General features: G+C 73.8%; 15 protein-coding genes. 12 read left to right on the top strand and 3 right to left on the bottom strand.

Features of this window, described 5'->3' with window-relative positions; translation table 11 throughout:
• The first annotated feature begins 18 nt into the window (after nt 1-18).
• Complete coding sequence (locus ACSBPG_RS05480; protein WP_435536112.1) at nt 19-1,074, top strand: DUF808 domain-containing protein; 1,056 nt, start codon at nt 19-21, stop codon at nt 1,072-1,074.
• Between the two features lie 34 nt (nt 1,075-1,108).
• On the opposite strand, the gene ACSBPG_RS05475 is transcribed toward ACSBPG_RS05480, so the two are convergent.
• The gene (locus ACSBPG_RS05475) at nt 1,109-1,945 is read right to left on the bottom strand and encodes an FAS1-like dehydratase domain-containing protein (protein WP_435536111.1); all 837 of its coding nucleotides are present in this window, start codon (nt 1,943-1,945) and stop codon (nt 1,109-1,111) included.
• 277 nt (nt 1,946-2,222) lie between these two features.
• Here ACSBPG_RS05475 and ACSBPG_RS05470 point away from each other — a divergent pair, with 277 nt between their 5' ends.
• Both ACSBPG_RS05470 and ACSBPG_RS05465 read left to right on the top strand, forming a co-directional pair.
• The gene (locus tag ACSBPG_RS05470; protein ID WP_435536110.1) at nt 2,223-3,218 is read left to right on the top strand and encodes an AAA family ATPase; all 996 of its coding nucleotides are present in this window, start codon (nt 2,223-2,225) and stop codon (nt 3,216-3,218) included.
• The gene (locus tag ACSBPG_RS05465; protein ID WP_435536109.1) at nt 3,208-4,059 is read left to right on the top strand and encodes a ParB/RepB/Spo0J family partition protein; all 852 of its coding nucleotides are present in this window, start codon (nt 3,208-3,210) and stop codon (nt 4,057-4,059) included. Before ACSBPG_RS05470 ends, ACSBPG_RS05465 begins: the two co-directional genes overlap by 11 nt.
• A 107-nt stretch (nt 4,060-4,166) precedes the next feature.
• On the opposite strand, the gene ACSBPG_RS05460 is transcribed toward ACSBPG_RS05465, so the two are convergent.
• Complete coding sequence (locus tag ACSBPG_RS05460) at nt 4,167-4,922, bottom strand: sulfite exporter TauE/SafE family protein (RefSeq protein WP_435536108.1); 756 nt, start codon at nt 4,920-4,922, stop codon at nt 4,167-4,169.
• A 211-nt stretch (nt 4,923-5,133) separates the two neighbouring features.
• Here ACSBPG_RS05460 and ACSBPG_RS05455 point away from each other — a divergent pair, with 211 nt between their 5' ends.
• The 6 genes from ACSBPG_RS05455 to ACSBPG_RS05430 all read left to right on the top strand — a co-directional run bounded on the left by ACSBPG_RS05455 (nt 5,134) and on the right by ACSBPG_RS05430 (nt 10,654).
• The gene (locus ACSBPG_RS05455) at nt 5,134-5,823 is read left to right on the top strand and encodes a response regulator (protein ID WP_435536107.1); all 690 of its coding nucleotides are present in this window, start codon (nt 5,134-5,136) and stop codon (nt 5,821-5,823) included.
• A 143-nt stretch (nt 5,824-5,966) separates the two neighbouring features.
• Nucleotides 5,967-7,109: an ABC transporter substrate-binding protein gene (locus tag ACSBPG_RS05450; protein WP_435536106.1), complete on the top strand. Its 1,143-nt coding sequence runs from the start codon at nt 5,967-5,969 to the stop codon at nt 7,107-7,109.
• A 129-nt stretch (nt 7,110-7,238) separates the two neighbouring features.
• Nucleotides 7,239-8,114 carry a branched-chain amino acid ABC transporter permease gene (locus ACSBPG_RS05445; RefSeq protein ID WP_435536105.1) on the top strand — a complete coding sequence of 292 codons (876 nt, stop codon included), beginning with the start codon at nt 7,239-7,241 and terminating at the stop codon, nt 8,112-8,114.
• Nucleotides 8,111-9,127 (top strand): branched-chain amino acid ABC transporter permease, encoded by a 1,017-nt coding sequence (locus tag ACSBPG_RS05440; protein WP_435536104.1) that lies wholly within the window; start codon nt 8,111-8,113, stop codon nt 9,125-9,127. Before ACSBPG_RS05445 ends, ACSBPG_RS05440 begins: the two co-directional genes overlap by 4 nt.
• A complete protein-coding gene (locus tag ACSBPG_RS05435; RefSeq protein WP_435536103.1) occupies nt 9,127-9,870 on the top strand; it encodes an ABC transporter ATP-binding protein in 744 nt (247 codons plus the stop codon). The genes ACSBPG_RS05440 and ACSBPG_RS05435 overlap by 1 nt, the downstream gene beginning before the upstream one ends.
• A gap of 25 nt (nt 9,871-9,895) precedes the next feature.
• Nucleotides 9,896-10,654, top strand: coding sequence for an ABC transporter ATP-binding protein (locus tag ACSBPG_RS05430; RefSeq protein WP_435536102.1), 759 nt, complete (start codon nt 9,896-9,898; stop codon nt 10,652-10,654).
• 12 nt (nt 10,655-10,666) lie between these two features.
• Here ACSBPG_RS05430 and ACSBPG_RS05425 read toward each other — a convergent pair whose 3' ends face one another.
• Entirely contained in the window at nt 10,667-12,556 is a 1,890-nt protein-coding gene (locus tag ACSBPG_RS05425) for a histidine kinase (RefSeq protein WP_435536101.1), read from the bottom strand.
• Nucleotides 12,557-12,642: 86 nt separating this feature from the next.
• On the opposite strand from ACSBPG_RS05425, the gene ACSBPG_RS05420 reads away from it, so the two are divergent.
• The 3 genes from ACSBPG_RS05420 (at nt 12,643) to ACSBPG_RS05410 (ending at nt 16,286) form a co-directional block, all read left to right on the top strand.
• Nucleotides 12,643-13,599, top strand: a complete 957-nt coding sequence (locus ACSBPG_RS05420; protein WP_435536100.1) for an AEC family transporter — start codon at nt 12,643-12,645, stop codon at nt 13,597-13,599.
• A 174-nt stretch (nt 13,600-13,773) separates the two neighbouring features.
• The gene (locus tag ACSBPG_RS05415; RefSeq protein WP_435536099.1) at nt 13,774-14,691 is read left to right on the top strand and encodes a dihydrodipicolinate synthase family protein; all 918 of its coding nucleotides are present in this window, start codon (nt 13,774-13,776) and stop codon (nt 14,689-14,691) included.
• A gap of 14 nt (nt 14,692-14,705) precedes the next feature.
• Nucleotides 14,706-16,286 carry an aldehyde dehydrogenase (NADP(+)) gene (locus tag ACSBPG_RS05410; protein WP_435536098.1) on the top strand — a complete coding sequence of 527 codons (1,581 nt, stop codon included), beginning with the start codon at nt 14,706-14,708 and terminating at the stop codon, nt 16,284-16,286.
• Nucleotides 16,287-16,541: the final 255 nt, after the last annotated feature.

Below are 16,541 nucleotides of genomic sequence, written 5' to 3'. Positions count from 1 at the left end.
CCTGGTGGAGCCCGCCCCGTGAGCACCGGATTGATCGCCCTGATCGATGACGTCGTCGGCCTGGCGAAGGTCGCCGCCGCATCCCTCGACGACACCGCCGGGCAGGCGGCGCGGGCCGGCGCCAAGGCCGCCGGCGTGGTCGTCGACGACACCGCGGTGGCGCCGCGCTACGTCGTCGGCTTCGCGGCGGAGCGCGAGCTGCCGATCGTCGGCCGGATCGCCGTCGGCTCGCTCAAGAACAAGCTGCTGTACCTGCTGCCGGCGGCCCTGCTGCTGAGCGCCTTCGCCCCCTGGGCCATCGCGCCGCTGCTCATGCTGGGCGGCGCCTTCCTGTGCTACGAGGGGGCGGAGAAGGTCTACGAGGCGCTGTGGCCGCACGCCGGCCATCACGGCACCGGCGGCGTCGTCCCGCCGGCGGCGGCCGGCGCCCGCCAGCTCGAGGAGGAGAAGGTCAGCGGGGCCATCCAGACCGACCTGATCCTCTCCGCCGAGATCATGGCGATCACCCTGTCGACCGTCGCCGAGGAGACCGCGTCGGTGTGGAGCCAGGCGCTGATCCTCGCGGTGGTCGGGGTCGGCATCACCGTCGGCGTCTACGGGGCGGTGGCGCTGATCGTCAAGGCGGACGACGCCGGCCTGTCGCTCGCCGGCAACGACCGCCCCGCCTCCACCCTGCTCGGCCTGCGCCGGCGCGGCGACGGCGAGCCCAGTGCCGCCGAACCCGGTGCCGCCGACCGGGTTCTGCGCCCGCTGACCCGCGGGCTCGGCCGCGGCCTGGTCCGCGGCATGCCCTATTTCCTCAAGGCGCTCGGCGCCGTCGGCACCGCCGCCATGCTGTGGGTGGGCGGCGGCATCATCGTCCACGGGCTCGAAGGCTACGGGATGACCGCCATCGGCCACGCCATCCACGCCGCCGCCGCGGCCGCCGGACACGCCGTGCCGGGCGTCGCCGCGGCGGTCGAATGGCTGGTCGGCGCGGCCGGGTCCGGCCTGTTCGGGCTGGCCGTCGGCGCGCTGCTGATCCCGCTGGTCCACCGCGTCGTCCAGCCGCTGCTGGCCCGCCGCAAGGGCTGAGCGGCCGCCGCCGGGCGCCCCGCCGGGGCGCCGTTCAGGCGGCCTCCAACTCGGCCGTCATGGCGACCTGCCCCGCGTGGTCGAGCGCCCACAGGGCGGCGCCGCCGGTGCTCGGGGCGCCGCACAGCGTGAAGGGGTGGACGTCGAACAGCGGCCGGCGGGCGCGGAAGCGGAACGCCGTGACCCGGGTCCCCGGGTTCTCCCGCAGGAACAGGTCGACCAGCAGGGTCGCCGTCAGCGGCCCGTGCACCACCAGCCCGGGATAGCCCTCCACCGACTCGCAGTAGGCGCGGTCGTAGTGGATGCGGTGGCCGTTGAAGGTGAGGGCCGAGAAGCGGAACAGCAGCACCGGGTCCGGCGTCACCGGGCGCCGCCACGCCGCCGCCGGCGCCGGATCGGCGGGCGGCGGCGTCTCGCCCGGCCGCGGCGCCTCGCGGTAGACGATGTCGTGCGCCTCGCGCACCGCCAGGCCCGCCTCGGTGAAGATCTCGTGCAGCACGGTCACGAACACCATGGCGCCCGACCGGCCGCTCTTGGGCTCGACGCTGGCGATGGTGGAGCGGCGGCGCAGCGCCTCGCCGGCGCGGATCGGCGCGGCGAAGTCGAGCCGCCCGCCCGCCCACATGCGGCGCGGCAGCGGCACCGGCGGCAGGAAGCCGCCGCGGTGGGGGTGGCCGTCGGCGGCGATCTCGCCCTGCGCCGCCCGCGGCAGGAAATAGAGCCAGTGGCCGAGCGGCGGCACCTCGCCGGCCCGCCAGGGCGGATCGCGGTGGTCGAGGGTGGCGGCCAGCCCGGCCAGCGGGGCGGCGGTGGCGACGTCGAGGTGCTCCTCCGCGCGGCCGATCCAGTCCTTCAGCGTGTCGAGGCTCATCGGGCGGTCTCCTGGGGTGAACGCGTGCGCGGGACCCATCCTATGCGGCTTTGCCCGGTCGGTCACGGTCGCCCCGCCCTCCCCCGCTCCCCGTCCGCGGCTGTGCGAATTCTCACACCCCGCCCTGCCCTCGTGGCGCCACGGCTGCAGCGCCGCCGCTGTAGCGCCAACGCCACACCCGCCGCCGCGCCACCGGTGCGGCGCCGTCAACTCGTTGACCGGAGTTTCGTCAACTCCTACAGTCGGCGGCGACGGTCGGGCCGGGGAGGATGGGCGGATGCGCGGCGAGACGATGAAGGCGTTCCGGGAGCGCCGCGGCCTGAACCAGGCGGCCTTCGCGGCGTGGCTCAACGAACGGCTGCAGCGGCGCTACGACAACCGCCGCGTCAGCCGCTGGGAGAGCGGCGCCGAGGCGATCCCGCAGCCGGTGCAGGCGCTGCTGCGCCAGGAGGCCAAGGGCGTGGAGCTCGGCGGCGGGCCGGCGCTCACCGTCGCCATCGCCAACCAGAAGGGCGGGGTGGGGAAGACGGTGACGGCCGTCAACCTGGCGACCCTGCTGGCGCGGCGCGCCTCGGTGCTGCTGGTCGACCTGGACCCGCAGGCCAACGCCACCCTGCACGTCGGCGTCAACGCCATGGACCTGCAGGACCGTCGCCGCACCCTGACCAACGTCATCCGCGGCGAGGTGGCGCTGACCGACGTCGTCCTCACCCTCGACAGCGGCCTGCAGATCGTGCCCTCCAGCATCAGCCTGAGCGAGGTCGAGGCGGAGCTGATGTCGGAGCCGCTGGGGGCGCTCACTATGCGCGAGCTGCTGGCCGACGCCCAGAAGCTGTTCGACTACATCATCGTCGACACCGCCCCCAACCTCGGCATGCTGACGGTCAACGGCATCTCGGCGGCCGACTGCGTGGCGATCCCCTGCCAGCCGGAGATGCCGGCGATCATCGGCATCGAGTATCTGCTGCGCACCATCAACAAGGTGCAGCGCCGCACCAACGCCACCCTCTCGGTGCTCGGCATCCTGCCCAGCATGTACAGCGCCCGCCTCACCAGCGACCGCGCCATGCTGGAGGCCATGCAGAGCCGCTACGACTCGTTCCGCATCTTCGACCCGATCCCGCGCTCGACGACCTTCTCCCAGGCCAACGCCGCGGCCCTGCCGACGGTGCTGGCCGCCGCCGAGTTCCCCGGGCGCGAGGTCTACGACGCCGTCGTCGAGGCCATCGTCGCCGAGCGCGCCAAGCGCCTGGAGGCCGTCCATGCCGCCTAAGATCAAGCCCAACACCGCCTTCCTCAAGACCGTCGGCGACAGCGTCGATCCCCTCTTCCGGGCCTCGCGCAACGGCCCGCAGATCGTCGAGGCCGACGTCGAGCGGATCGTCGCCAACCCCGACCAGCCGCGCCGCCACTTCGACGAGGCGGAGCTGCGGGCGCTGGCCGACTCCATCGACCGCCACGGCCTGCAGCAGCCGGTCGGCCTGAAGCAGCTCGAGCCGGGGCGCTGGCAACTCGTCTACGGCGAGCGCCGCCTGCGCGCCGTCCGCCTGCTCGGCCGGCGGACCATCTTCGGCACCGTGGTGACCACCGGCGACGCCGACGAGATCGCGCTCATCGAGAACCTGCACCGCGCCGACCTCTCGCCGGTCGAGGAGGCGGCGGCCTTCCGCGGGCTGATGGAGCGGCACGGCTATTCGCAAGGGGCGCTCGCCGCCATCGTCGGCCGCGACCGCGCCGACGTGAACCGCACGCTCAAGCTGCTCGACCTCCCCGAGGCGATCCGCAGCGCCCTGCCCGAGGTCCGGCCGGCGCCGGCGCGCTACCGCCTCTACCGGCTGGCCGCCGAGAAGGACCCGGCGCGCCAGGCGGCCCTGTGGGAGGCGATCCGCCGCGAGGCCCTGCCCGCCCCCGACGGGTCCGGCGCGCCGTCGCCGCGCCGGCCGCGCGGCGGCGCCGCGGCGGCGCTCGACGCCCTGCTGCGCACCGCCCGCACCGTGGCCAAGGACCCGGCGGCGCTGGCGGCGCTGCGCGGCCAGGCCGTGTCGACGGCCGACCGCGACCGCCTGCGCCGCCTGCGCGCCGCCATCGACGCGGTGCTCGGCGACGAGGCCTGACCGGGCGCGGACGCGGCGCCTGTGCGAATTCTCACAGTCCGGGCGCGGCGCGCCGGACCCGCCGGGGGCGGGGCAGGGTGGGGGCAGCGGTGCGTCGGGGGCGGCGCCTACAGGGCCGCCGCGCCGTCCCACAGCAGCTTGAGGCCGAGCCCGATCAGCAGCAGATAGACGACGATGTAGAAGGCCTTACCGTCGACCCGGCGGACGAGGTGCACCCCGGCCCGGGTCGAGACGACCGCCAGCGGCATGAGGACGGCGGCGGTCAGCAGGGTGTCCGCCGTGAACTGCCCGAGGGCGGCGTAGGCCGGCACCTTGATCCAGTTGACCAGGGCGAAGAAGACGACGCTGGTGCCGATGAAGACGTCGCGCGGCAGGCGCTGCGGCATGACGTAGACCTGGAAGGGCGGGCCGCCGGCGTGGGCGATCATGCTGGTGAAGCCGGCGACGGCGCCCCAGAACCAGCCGGCCGCCGTCCCCGCGGCCGCCGGCGCCACCGGCGCCGAGCCGGCCTCCAGCAGCAGCCGCTGCGCACCGAAGACGACGGCGATCACGCCGAGCGCCAGCTCGACCGCCGAGCCCGGCACCCGCGCCGCCAGCCCGTAGCCGGCGAGGATGCCGAGCGCCGCCGAGGGCACGAGGATCGCCATGTTGCGGCGGTCCCAGGTGCGCCGGTAGGACCACACCGCCACGGCGTCCTGCACCAGCAGGATCGGCAGCATGATGGCGGCGGCGCGCACGGGGTCGACGGCGAGCGCCATGAGGGGCAGGGCCAGCGCGCCGAGACCGGAAAAGCCGCCCTTGGACAGCCCGACCAGGATCACCGCCGGCACCGCCGCCAGATAGAACAGGGGATCGTCGATCATCGGCCCGTCACCGCCCCGCCGCCCGCCGTCCGCCGTCCGCCATCCGCCGTCGCATCGCCGTCCGCTCCCGCACAATTCCCGTCGGGGGAAGGGACGCCAACCCGCCGGCGTGCGCAAGGGATTTGGGCGCGCTCATGGCCGGCATGCCGAAACCCTTGATCCCGACGGCCGCGGCCACGACACTCGGCGTCCGTCCGCCGCCGGAGCCGCCATGGCACTGACCGACCCGACCGAGCCCGCCGCGGGTGACCGCATCCGCATCGTCATCGCCGAGGACCAGCAGCTGATCCGCCGGGCCTTCGCCAGCCTGCTGTCGCTGGAGCCCGACCTCGAGATCGTCGGGCTGGCGGCCGACGGCGCCGAGGCGGTGGACCTGTGCCGGCGCCACCGCCCCGACGTCGTGCTGATGGACATCCAGATGCCGCGCCTCGGCGGCATCGCCGCCATGACGCAGATCCTCGGCGAGTTTCCCGCCACCCGCATCGTCGTGCTGACCACCTTCGACACCGACGACCTGCTGTTCGGCGCCATCTCCGCGGGGGCCGCCGCCTATCTCCTGAAGGACGCGTCCGAGGACGACATCCTCGACACCATCCGCGGCGTCATGCGCGGCGAGGCGCGGATCTCCCCGCCGGTCACCCGCAAGCTGTTCGAGGCGCTGCGCCGCTCCCGCCCGGCCGAGCCGCCGGAGCCGGACCGCCTGCCCGAGCTCACCGAGCGCGAGAACGCCATCCTCGACCTCGTCGCCCGCGGCCAGAGCAACAAGCAGATCGCGGGATCGCTGTGCCTGGCCGAGGGGACGGTGAAGAACTACGTCAGCCGCATCATGGAGAAGCTCGGCGTGCAGTCCCGCACCGAACTGGCGGTGAAGGCGGTGCGCGCGCCGCGGCACGGTCGCTGACCCGGATCGTCCACGGGCGTGACTTTCGTCACGCGGCGATGTGACCCTTGTCAGCTTTTGCGGCGTCGGCGGCATGACGATACTCCGCGGTCGAGATGAGGGCGAACGCCCCGCCTCGCTCTGGACAGGGAGGGAACACAGAGATGAAGAGCAAGACGATCGCGGCCGGCCTCGCGCTGGCGGCGGCGCTCGTGGCCGGCCCGGCGCTGGCCGCCGACCCGGTGAAGCTGGTCGACGTGATCGAGCTGTCGGGCCCCGGCGCCCCCGCCGGCACCAACTGGAAAAACGGGACCGAGCTGGCCGTCGCGGAGATCAACGCCAAGGGCGGCATTCTCGGCCGCCCGATCGAGCTGGTCCACTACGACAGCCAGACCAACCCCGGCAGCACGCGCGCCGCGGTGCAGCGGGCGATCGACGAGGAGGCCTACGTCATCCTCGGGCCGATCTTCTCCGGGCCGATCGGCGCATCGATGCAGATCTCGCAGCGCGCCGAGGTGCCGCAGATCGTCGGCGGCGAGGCCGCCGCCTTCACCCGCCAGGGCAACCCCTACATCTTCCGCACCTCGCTCAACCAGGCCGACGCCATGCCCAAGCTGGCCAACTACCTGCGCGACGAGATCAAGGCGAAGTCGGTGGCGATCGTCTGGATCAACAACGACTTCGGCAAGGGCGGGCGGGATTCCATGATCCCCGAGCTGCAGAAGCGCGGCATCCAGATCGCCGCCGACATCGCCACGGAGTCCGGGCAGGCCGATTTCGCGGCCGACGCCATCAAGGTCAAGAACGCCGGCGCCGACGCCGTCTTCGTCTACCTGAACGAGGAGGAGAGCGCGCGCTTCCTGCGCGCCGCCCGCCAGCAGGGCATCGACAAGCCGATCATCGGCGAGACGACCCTGCTCGGCGCCAAGGTGGTCGAGCTGGCCGGCGAGGCGGCCAACGGCGTGAAGGGCCATGTCGGGCTGCTCGTCGACGAGCGCAACCCGCGCCTGGCGGAGTTCGGCAAGAAGTACCGCGAGCGCTACGGCTTCGAATCCGACCACAACGGCATCAAGGGCTACACCGCCGTCTACACCGTCAAGACGATCACCGAGCGCGTCGGCACGTTCGACCGCCAGGCCTTCGCCGAGGCGCTGCACGGCGCCCGCATCGACGTCGCGCAGGAGCCCAACATCCTGCTCGACACCAAGTGGACCGACACCGGCGACGTCGACCGGGAGAGCTTCCTGGTGGAGATCGTCGGCGGCAAGCCGGTGGTCAAGGCGACGCTGCCGATGATCAACCCGTGATCGGCCGCTCGTTGACCCGGCGGTAGGGCCCCGACCGGGGGCCTGCCACACTCCGGGCCGGCCGTCGATCGGGCGGGGCCGGCCCTTCTTCTCCCCGTCGCGGGCGCACGCCCGCCCGGAAAGGCCGACATGGACCAGTTCCTGCAGCTCGTCGTCGCCGGCCTGGCGACCGGCGCCATCTACGCGCTGGCCGCCATCGGCTTCACGCTGGTCTGGCAGACCTCGCAGACCATCAATTTCGCCCAGGGCGAGTTCGTCATGCTGCCCGCCATCCTGGTGTTGGCCGGGGCGCACGCGGGGCTGCCCTTCTGGGCGGCGGTGGTCGTCGGGTCGCTCGCGTTCGTGCTGCTGTTCGGCTTCGGCTTCAAGCGCTTCCTGGTCCAGCCGATGCAGCGCTTCGGCGTGCTGCCGCTCGCCATGGCGACCATGGCGCTGGCCGTGCTGATGAAGGAATCGGCCAAGAACGGCTTCTCCGCCGAGGCCCAGCCCTTCCCCTCCCTGGTGCCCGAGGGCACCCTGTCGCTGCTGGGGGCCGCCGTCTCGACCCGCGACGTCGCCATCGTCGTGGTGGCGGTGGCGGTGATCGCCGGCCTGCAGGCCTTCATCACCCGCACCCGCACCGGGCGCACCATGCAGGCCACCGCGCAGAACCCGACGGTGGCGCGCATCCTCGGCGTGCCGGTGGAGCGCATGATCCTGCTGACCTTCCTCATCAACGCCGTGCTGGCGCTGATCGCCTCCTACCTCATCTCGCCGGTCTACCTCGCCAAGTTCTCCAACGGCGAGACCATCGGGCTGGCCGCCTTCATCGCCGCCATCGTCGGCGGCTTCAACCAGATCCGCGGGGCGCTGGCCGGCGGCTTCCTGATCGGCCTGGTCGACAACCTGGCCGCCGCCTACGTCTCCAGCGCCTACCGCACCGCGGTGCCGCTGGTGGTGCTGGTCGCCGTCATCCTGGTCAAGCCCGAAGGGCTGCTCGGCCGCAAGGAGGAGCGCACGGTATGAGCCCGATCTCGCTCGCCCGGCGCGCCGACGCCACGGTGCTGGCGATCCTCGTCGCCGCCCCGATCCTGTGGTTCGCGCCGGCGGGGCTGAAGAGCTACGGCCTCTACGTGGCGTCGCTGTGGCTGGTGATGTCGGTCGCCGCCATGGGCCTCAACCTGACCCTGGGGTACGCCGGCCTGACCTCGCTGGCCCAGGGCGCCTTCCTCGGGATCGGCGCCTACACGAGCGCGCTCCTGACCGCGAAGGCGGGCTGGCCGCTGCCCGCCGCCTTCGCGGCGGCGGGCGGGCTGACGTTCCTGGTCGGCCTGGTGCTGGGCTTCCCGGCGCTGCGGGTCAAGCACCACTATCTGGCCTTCGTGACCCTGGCCTTCGCGACCCTGGTCTACCTCGTGGCCCGCAACGAGGAATGGCTGACGGGCGGCGTCTACGGCTTGGCCAACATCCCGCGCCCGGTGCTGTTCGGCGCCGATCTCCGCGGCGGCTTGGCGTTCTACCGCCTGGTCCTGGCGGTGACGGTGGCGCTGGCGCTCGCCATGTGGTGGCTGCTGCGCTCGCCTTGGGGGCGCGCCTTCCAGGCGATCCGCGAGAACCCGGTGCGGGCGGCCAGCCTCGGCGTCGACATCCGCGCCTACACGCTGCTGGCCTTCGCCATCGGTTCCGCCTACGGCGGCGCCGCCGGGGCGCTCTACGCGCCGCTGGTCGAGTTCATCGACCCCAGCCCCTTCGCCCTGTCGGCCTCCTTCGTGCTGGTGCTGACCGTGGTCGCCGGCGGCGCCGGCTCCTTCTTCGGGCCGTTCGTCGGCGCCTTCTTCTCCTACATGCTGCCGGAGCTGCTGCGGGCCACCGGCGGCTGGTACCTGATCATCTACGCCGCGGTGGTGCTGGGCCTCCTCATGGTCAGCCCGACCGGCCTGCTCGGGCTGGTGGAGCGCTGGTTCGACCACCGCTCGCAAGGCCGCGCCGCCGCCGCCCGCGCCGCCGCCCGCCCCGTCCTCCGGCAGGAATCCCCGTGATGGCCCGCGTTCTCGAGGTCGACGGCCTGAAGAAGCACTTCGGCGGCGTGACGGCGGTGGACGGCGTCTCGTTCCACGTCGAGGAGGGCGAGGTGCTGGGCCTGATCGGCCCCAACGGCTGCGGCAAGTCCACCCTGTTCAACTGCATCCTCGGCCAGTTGAGCCCGGACGAGGGCGAGGTGCGCCTGGACGGCCGGGTCATCACCGGCCTCGACCCGTCGCGGCTCAACCGGCTGGGGGTGTCGCGCACCTTCCAGCTGCTGCAGGTCTTTCCCAACCTGTCGGTGCGCGAGAACCTGATCCTGGCGGGGCAGGAGCACAAGGCAACGATGATGCGCCGCCTGTTCGGCCGGCGCGACGCCGGCCTCGGCGACGAGGCGGAGCGGATGATCGCCTTCTTCAAGCTGGAGCACCTCGCCGACCAGAAGGCGGGCGGCCTGTCCTATGGCCAGCAGAAGCTGCTGGACGCCGCCATGGCCTTCATGGCCGGTCCCCGGCTGGTGCTGCTGGACGAGCCGGCCGGCGGGGTGAACCTGACCATGCTCGCCACCCTCAAGGAGCGGCTGGAGGCGATCAACCGCGAGCTCGGCGCCACCTTCGTCGTCATCGAGCACAACATGGACTTCGTGATGAGCCTGTGCTCGCGCGTCGTCGTCATGGCCGAAGGCCGGGTGCTGGCCGAGGGCACGCCCGACGCGGTGCGCGCCGATCCGGCGGTGATCGACGCCTATCTCGGCCATTGAGGAGGGCCCTCCGCTGAACGACCAGATGAACGACCGGATGAATGGCCAGCCCATCCTGACCCTCGACGGCGTCGTCGCCGGCTACGGCAAGATGACGATCCTCAACGGCACCAGCTTCGCCGTGCCGCGCGGCTCCATCACCACGGTGATCGGTCCCAACGGGGCCGGCAAGTCGACCGTGTTCAAGACCGTCTTCGGCCTCCTGCCGGCGCGCCGCGGCACCGTCACCCTGGACGGCCGCGACATCACCAACCGCACCCCGCGCGCGCTGCTGGAGGCCGGCATCTGCTATGTCCCGCAGGGCCGCAACATCTTTCCCGAGCTGTCGGTGCGCCACAACGTCGAGCTCGGGGCGGTCGCCGCCGGGCGCCGCATCACCGACGTCCCCGCCCGCATCGAGGCGGCGCTGGACCGCTTCCCCGCCCTGCGCGACAAGGCCGACCGCCAGGCCTCGACCCTGTCGGGCGGCCAGCAGAAGCAGCTGGAGATCGTCCGCGGTCTGCTGCTCGACCCGACGCTGATCCTGATCGACGAGCCCTCGATCGGCCTGTCGCCGATGATGGTGGAGGAGACCTTCCGTCTCCTGCGCGAGCAGCGCGACCGCGGCGTCACCGTGCTGATGATCGAGCAGAACGCCCGTTCGGCCCTCGCCGTGTCGGACTACGGGCTGGTGCTGGAGCTGGGGCAGACGCGGATGTTCGACACCGCCCCGGCGATCCTCGCCGATCCCCGGGTCGGCCACCTGTTCCTCGGCGGCAGCCTGGAGGAGGGCGCCGCGGCGTGACCGCCGGCCGGCTCAGCCGGACCCGGGGGAGGGCGCCTGCGCCACGGCGACGCGGACGGTGACGCGGGTGCCCTGGCCGGGCGCGCTGGCGATGGTCAGCCGGGCGCCGATCAGCTCCGCCTGCTCGCGCAGGCCGACCAGGCCGAAATGGTCGGGCCGGCCGGCGTCGGGGTCGAAGCCGGCGCCGTCGTCGCGCACCGCGGCGTGCAGCACCAGCGCCCCGCAGCCGCTCCGCTCCACGCCGGCCTCGACGGCGATGCGCGTGGCGTCGGCGTGGCGGACGGCGTTGCGCAGCGCCTCCTCGACCATGCGGTAGACGGTCTCGGCGGGCTGGCCGGACAGGCCCTGCGCGGGCTCGTCCACCGCCAAGGTGATCCGCGCCGGCGAGCGGTCCTGGGCGTCGTCCGCCAGCCGGCGCAGGGCCGGCCCGAAGCCGTCGTCGCGCACCGGGGTGTAGCGGAGCTGCGCCACCGCGTTGCGGGCGTGGGCGAGGCCGTCGCGCGCCGCCTCCTCGGCCCGGTCGATCTCCTCGGGCAGGCGCGCCGGATCGACGCCCGCCAGCCGGCGGATCAGGCGGATCTGCGTCAGCAGCGCCAGCAGCGTGTGGGCCACCGTGTCGTGCAGGTCGCGCGAGATGCGCAGCCGCTCCCGGACGATGGCGGCGAGCTGGGCCTCGCGGCCCAGCCGCTCGATCTCGCGGGTGCGCTCGGCGACGCGGGCGTCCAGGGCCTCGTTCACCGCGGAGAGCGTGGCGTTGGCGCGCTGCAAGGTGCCGACCAGCGAGGCGATGGAGCGGCCGATCCGTCCCGCCTCGTCGGCCCCGCTCGGCGCCTCGAACACGGTGCTGCGGCCGCTGCGCAGATCGTCGGCGGCTTCGGCCATGGCGGCGAGGCGGCGCATGATGCGGCTGGTGATCCAGGCGCCGGCGAGGGCCGCGACGAGTCCGCCCAGCGCGATGGCGACGAAGATCGAGGCCGAGGCGCGGTCCGCCGTGCGGAAGGCGGTCGCCACCGGCTCGCGCACCATGACGCTCCATCCCAGGCCGGGAAACGCGCCGAAGCCGCCGGAGCGGGCGATGCCGCTCAACATGCCGTCGCCGACGCTGTGGGCGGTGCCGAAGGGGTAGTGGGCGAGGTCGATGCGCGCGCCGCGCGGTGTGCGCGGCGAGCCGAACAGCACCGTGCCGTCGATGCCCAGCAGCAGCACCTCGGCGCCGGGCCGGCCCTTCATGGTGGCCAGCGCGCCGCGCTGCAAGGCCTCGATCCACGACCAGCCCAGGGTCACCGCGAGCACGCCGCGGATGGTGCCGGCCCGGTCGAGGATCGGCGCGGAGAGGTCGACGAAACGCCGCGGCTCGCCGTTGCTGAGGGGCGGCAGCAGGCGGTCGAGCAGCAGCTCGCGGTGGACGTCGCCGACGTAGGGCCCGAGGAAGGCGCCGGTGAACCACGGCCGCAGGCCGACGGCGTGGCCGACCAGGATGCCGTCGGTGCCGGCGGTCACCCGGCCGTAGAGGTCGATGATGCCCGCCCATTCGATGTCGCCCAGCGCCGCCTTGAGGTCCTGCAGCGCCCGCTCGGCGTCGGGGCCGGCGAGACCCCCGTCTTGCCCGCCGTCTTGCCCGCCGTCCCGGCCGCCGATCAGGGCGGCCGAGGCCGCCACCCATTCCCGGCGGCCGGCCAGGTTGGTGTCGATGGTGTCGATCAGGCGTTGGGCGTGCGCGGCGTAGAGCAGGCCGATCTCGCGCTCCAGCGCCTGGCGGGCGTCGCGCATCGTCCAGGACCCGACGGCCAGGGCGACGGCCAGGGACACCAGCGCGGTCGACCAGCCGACCGCGGCGGCCAGCCGGCGCCGCGGGTCGACCGCGGAGCCCAGCCGGGCGAGCGCCGCGGTGACCTTCGTCATTCCCCGCCCATGCCGTTCCTCACTACCGGCGGCCGCGGCCATGGGGCACGCTCGCCGCCGCCGGCACCGCACCCAGTGGACCCCCCATGCTCGACATCCTCACGATCACCGGCCCGATCTTCCTCCTCATCGCGGCCGGCTACGGCGCCGTCCGCCTGGGGGCGCTGAGCAAGCCCGACGTGCGGGTGCTCGGCAAGCTGGTGGTCGGCTTCGCCCTGCCGGCGCTGCTGTTCCGCTCGCTGTCCCAGCGGCCGCTGGCGGAGATCATGAACACCGGCTACCTGCTTGTCTACGCCGTCAGCTGCCTCACCGTGATGGCGCTGGGCGTCGCCGTCGCCCGCTTCGGCAAGGGGCGCAGCCTGCAGGCCAGCGCCCTCTACGGCATGGGCATGTCCTTCCCCAACAGCGGCTTCGTCGGCTATCCCGTCCTCCTGCAGGTGCTGGGGCCGCCCGCCGCCGTCGTCCTGGCCCTGAACATGCTGGTGGAGAACGTCATCCTGCTGCCCCTGACCATCGCCCTGGCGGAGGGCGGGCGGCAGGGCGGGGGATCGGCCGCCGCGGTCCTCCGGAGCTCGGCCGGACGGCTGCTGCGCAACCCGATGATCCTGGCGATCGCCGCGGGCTGCGCCGTGTCGGCGCTCGGCGTCGTGCCGCCGGCGCCGGTCGCCCGCGCGGTCGACATGCTGGCCTCGGCGTCGGGAGCGGTGTCGCTGTTCGCCATCGGCGGCGCCCTGGTCGGGCTGGAGGTGCGCGGCCTCGCCGGCGAGATCGCCCAGATCGCCGCGGGCAAGCTCCTGCTGCATCCGCTGGTGACGGTGCTCGCCCTGGCGCTGCTGCCGCCCCTGGAACCGGCCCTCCAGGTCGCCCTGATCGTCGGCACCGGCGTGCCGATGCTCAGCATCTATCCCATCCTCGGCCAGGCCTACGGGCGGGAGGGGGCGTGCGCCGCCGCCCTGATGGCGACCACCGCGGCGTCGTTCGTCACCTTGAACGCCCTTCTGCTGGCGATGGACGCCGGCGGCCTGCTGGCCGGAGCTCCATAAGCGGCTCTGCCTGGCCTGCGCCAACGCCACTCCGCTTCGGGCAAGATACCAATTCCGTTATGATCGTGTGCCGAACAAGCATTGGACGCCCGCCTCCGCCGTGACCTAGGGTGACGCGCAAAGACCGGCGCCGGGACGAACCCGCGCCGCGCCGAAAGGGCAGGGGAGGAGCCGATGCCGCGTCCGTACCGGGGGGTGTTTCCCGTCGTCCCGACGATCTTCACCGAGAGCGGGGCGCTGGATTTCGAGGGCCAGCGCCGGGCCGTCGACTTCATGATCGACGCCGGCTCCGACGGGCTGTGCATCCTCGCCAACTTCTCCGAGCAGTTCGTCCTGACCGACGAGGAGCGCACCCGGCTGATGGAGGCCATCCTCGGCCACGTCGCCGGCCGCGTGCCGGTGATCGTCACGACGACGCACTTCAGCACCCGGGCCTGCGCCGAGCGCAGCCGCCAGGCGCAGGACGCCGGCGCCGCCATGGTGATGATCATGCCGCCCTACCACGGCGCGACGATCCGCGTGTCCGAGAAGGGCATCGAGGAGTTCTTCCGCACCGTCTCCGACGCCATCGACATCCCGATCATGATCCAGGACGCACCGGTCAGCGGCACCACCTTGCCGGCGCCGTTCCTGGCGCGGCTCGCCCGCGAGGTCGCCAACGTCGCCTACTTCAAGGTCGAGGTGCCGGGGGCGGCCGCCAAGCTGCGCGAGCTGATCGCGCTCGGCGGCGACGCCGTCGAAGGGCCGTGGGACGGCGAGGAGGGGATCACGCTGCTGGCCGATCTCGACGCCGGCGCCACCGGCGCCATGACCGGCGGCGGCTTCCCCGACGGCATCCGCCGGATCGTCGATCCCCACCGCGAGGGGCGGCGCGAGGAGGCGGTGGAGGCCTACGGCCGCTGGCTTCCCCTCATCAATTACGAGAACCGCCAGTGCGGGCTGAGCGCCGCCAAGGCGCTGATGAAGGAGGGCGGGGTGATCGCCTCCGACGCGGTGCGCCACCCCCTGGCGCCGCTCCACCCGCAGGTCCGCGCCGGCCTGCTCGACGCGGCGCGGCGCCTCGACCCGCTGGTGCTGCGCTGGGCGCGGTGACGCAGGAGGACACGATGGCCATCACCGGCGAGATGCTGATCGGGGCCGCGGCGGTGCGCGGCGGCGCGGGGGATTTCCGCGCCGTGAACCCGGCGACCGGGGAGGCGCTGGAGCCGGCCTTCGGCGGCGCCGGCGCGGGCGAGGTGGCGGGCGCCTGCGCGCTCGCCCAGGCCGCCTTCGACGCCTACCGGGAGACCGGCCTGGCGGCCCGCGCCGCCTTCCTGGAGGCGGTCGCCGAGGGCATCCTCGGCCTCGGCGACGCGCTGGTGGACCGGGCGGTGGCCGAGAGCGGCCTGCCGCGCCCCCGCATCGAGGGCGAGCGCGCCCGCACCGTCGGCCAGCTCCGCCTGTTCGCCCGCACCGTGCGCGAGGGGAGCTGGATCGGCGCCCGCATCGACCCGGCGCTGCCCGGCCGCACGCCGCTGCCGCGCCCCGACCTGCGCCTGCGCCACGTCGCCCTCGGCCCGGTCGCCGTGTTCGGCGCCAGCAACTTCCCGCTGGCCTTCTCGGTGGCCGGCGGCGACACCGCCTCGGCGCTGGCCGCCGGCTGCCCGGTGGTGGTCAAGGGCCACCCCGCCCACCCCGGCACGTCGGAGCTGGTCGGCCGCGCCGTGCGGGCGGCGGTGGCCGCCTGCGGCCTGCCCGAGGGGGTGTTCTCGCTGCTGCAGGGCGCCGGCACCGCGCTGGGCGCGGCGCTGGTCGCCGACCCGCGCATCAAGGCGGTGGGCTTCACCGGCTCGCGCCGCGGCGGCCTGGCGCTCATGCAGGTGGCGGCGGCGCGGCCCGAGCCGATCCCGGTCTACGCCGAGATGAGCAGCATCAACCCGATCTTCCTGCTGCCCGGCGCGCTGGCCGAACGGGCCGCCGACCTGGGCGCCGCCTTCGTCGCCTCGCTGACCCTGGGGGCCGGGCAGTTCTGCACCAACCCCGGCCTGGTGCTGGCGGTCGACGGGCCGGACCTGGAGCGCTTCCTTGAGGCCGCGGCGGCGGCGGTCGGCGGCGGTGTGGCGGCGACCATGCTGACGCCGGGCATCCACGCCGCCTACGACGAGGGCGTGCGGCGCCTCGCCGCCGACCCGCGGGTGCGCGAGGTGGCGCGCGGCCAGGCCTGCGCCGGGCCGCACCAGTGCCGGGCGGCGCTGTTCGCCACCGACGCCGCGGCGGTGCTGGCGGATGCGGCGCTGCAGGAGGAGGTGTTCGGCGCCTCCTCGCTGGTGATCCGCTGTGCCGACGTGGCGGCCATGGCGGAGGTGGCCGAGCGGCTGGAGGGCCAGCTCACGGCCACCGTTCACGCGGGCGGCGGCGACCTGGAGGCGGCACGCCGGCTGCTGCCGGTGCTCGAGCGCCGGGCCGGGCGGGTGCTGTTCAATGGCTGGCCGACGGGGGTGGAGGTGGGCGAGGCCATGGTGCACGGCGGCCCGTTCCCGGCGACCTCGGACGGCCGGACGACGTCGGTCGGCACCCTGGCGATCCACCGCTTCCTGCGCCCGGTCTGCTACCAGGACGTGCCCGCGGAGCTGCTGCCGGAGGCCCTGCGCGACGGCAACCCGCTCGGCCTGTGGCGCCGCGTCGACGGCGACCTCGGCCGGCACTGACGCGCCGGGCGGCTCCGACCGCCGAGCACTACCCTGCGCGGAACGCCCACGGATTGATCGTGGACACTCCCGTCGCGTCGACGTCCCGCAGGTTGGGGGGCACCACTGTGAGCCGGTGGACGAGGGCCTTCCGTTGCACGCCGATGTCGAGTTCCAACGCCGTAATGACGGAGAGGCGAAGCTCGGCGCTGGACACCGAGTCCGCCCACGCCACCACCGCCGGGTTCGCCAGCCGGCGTCGGCGCAGTTCCGAAA

This window comes from Azospirillum sp. ST 5-10 (assembly GCF_051225715.1).
GTDB lineage: Bacteria > Pseudomonadota > Alphaproteobacteria > Azospirillales > Azospirillaceae > Azospirillum.
The sequence above is the reverse complement of the archived record's forward strand: the minus strand, read 5'-3'. Positions and strand labels throughout refer to the sequence as shown.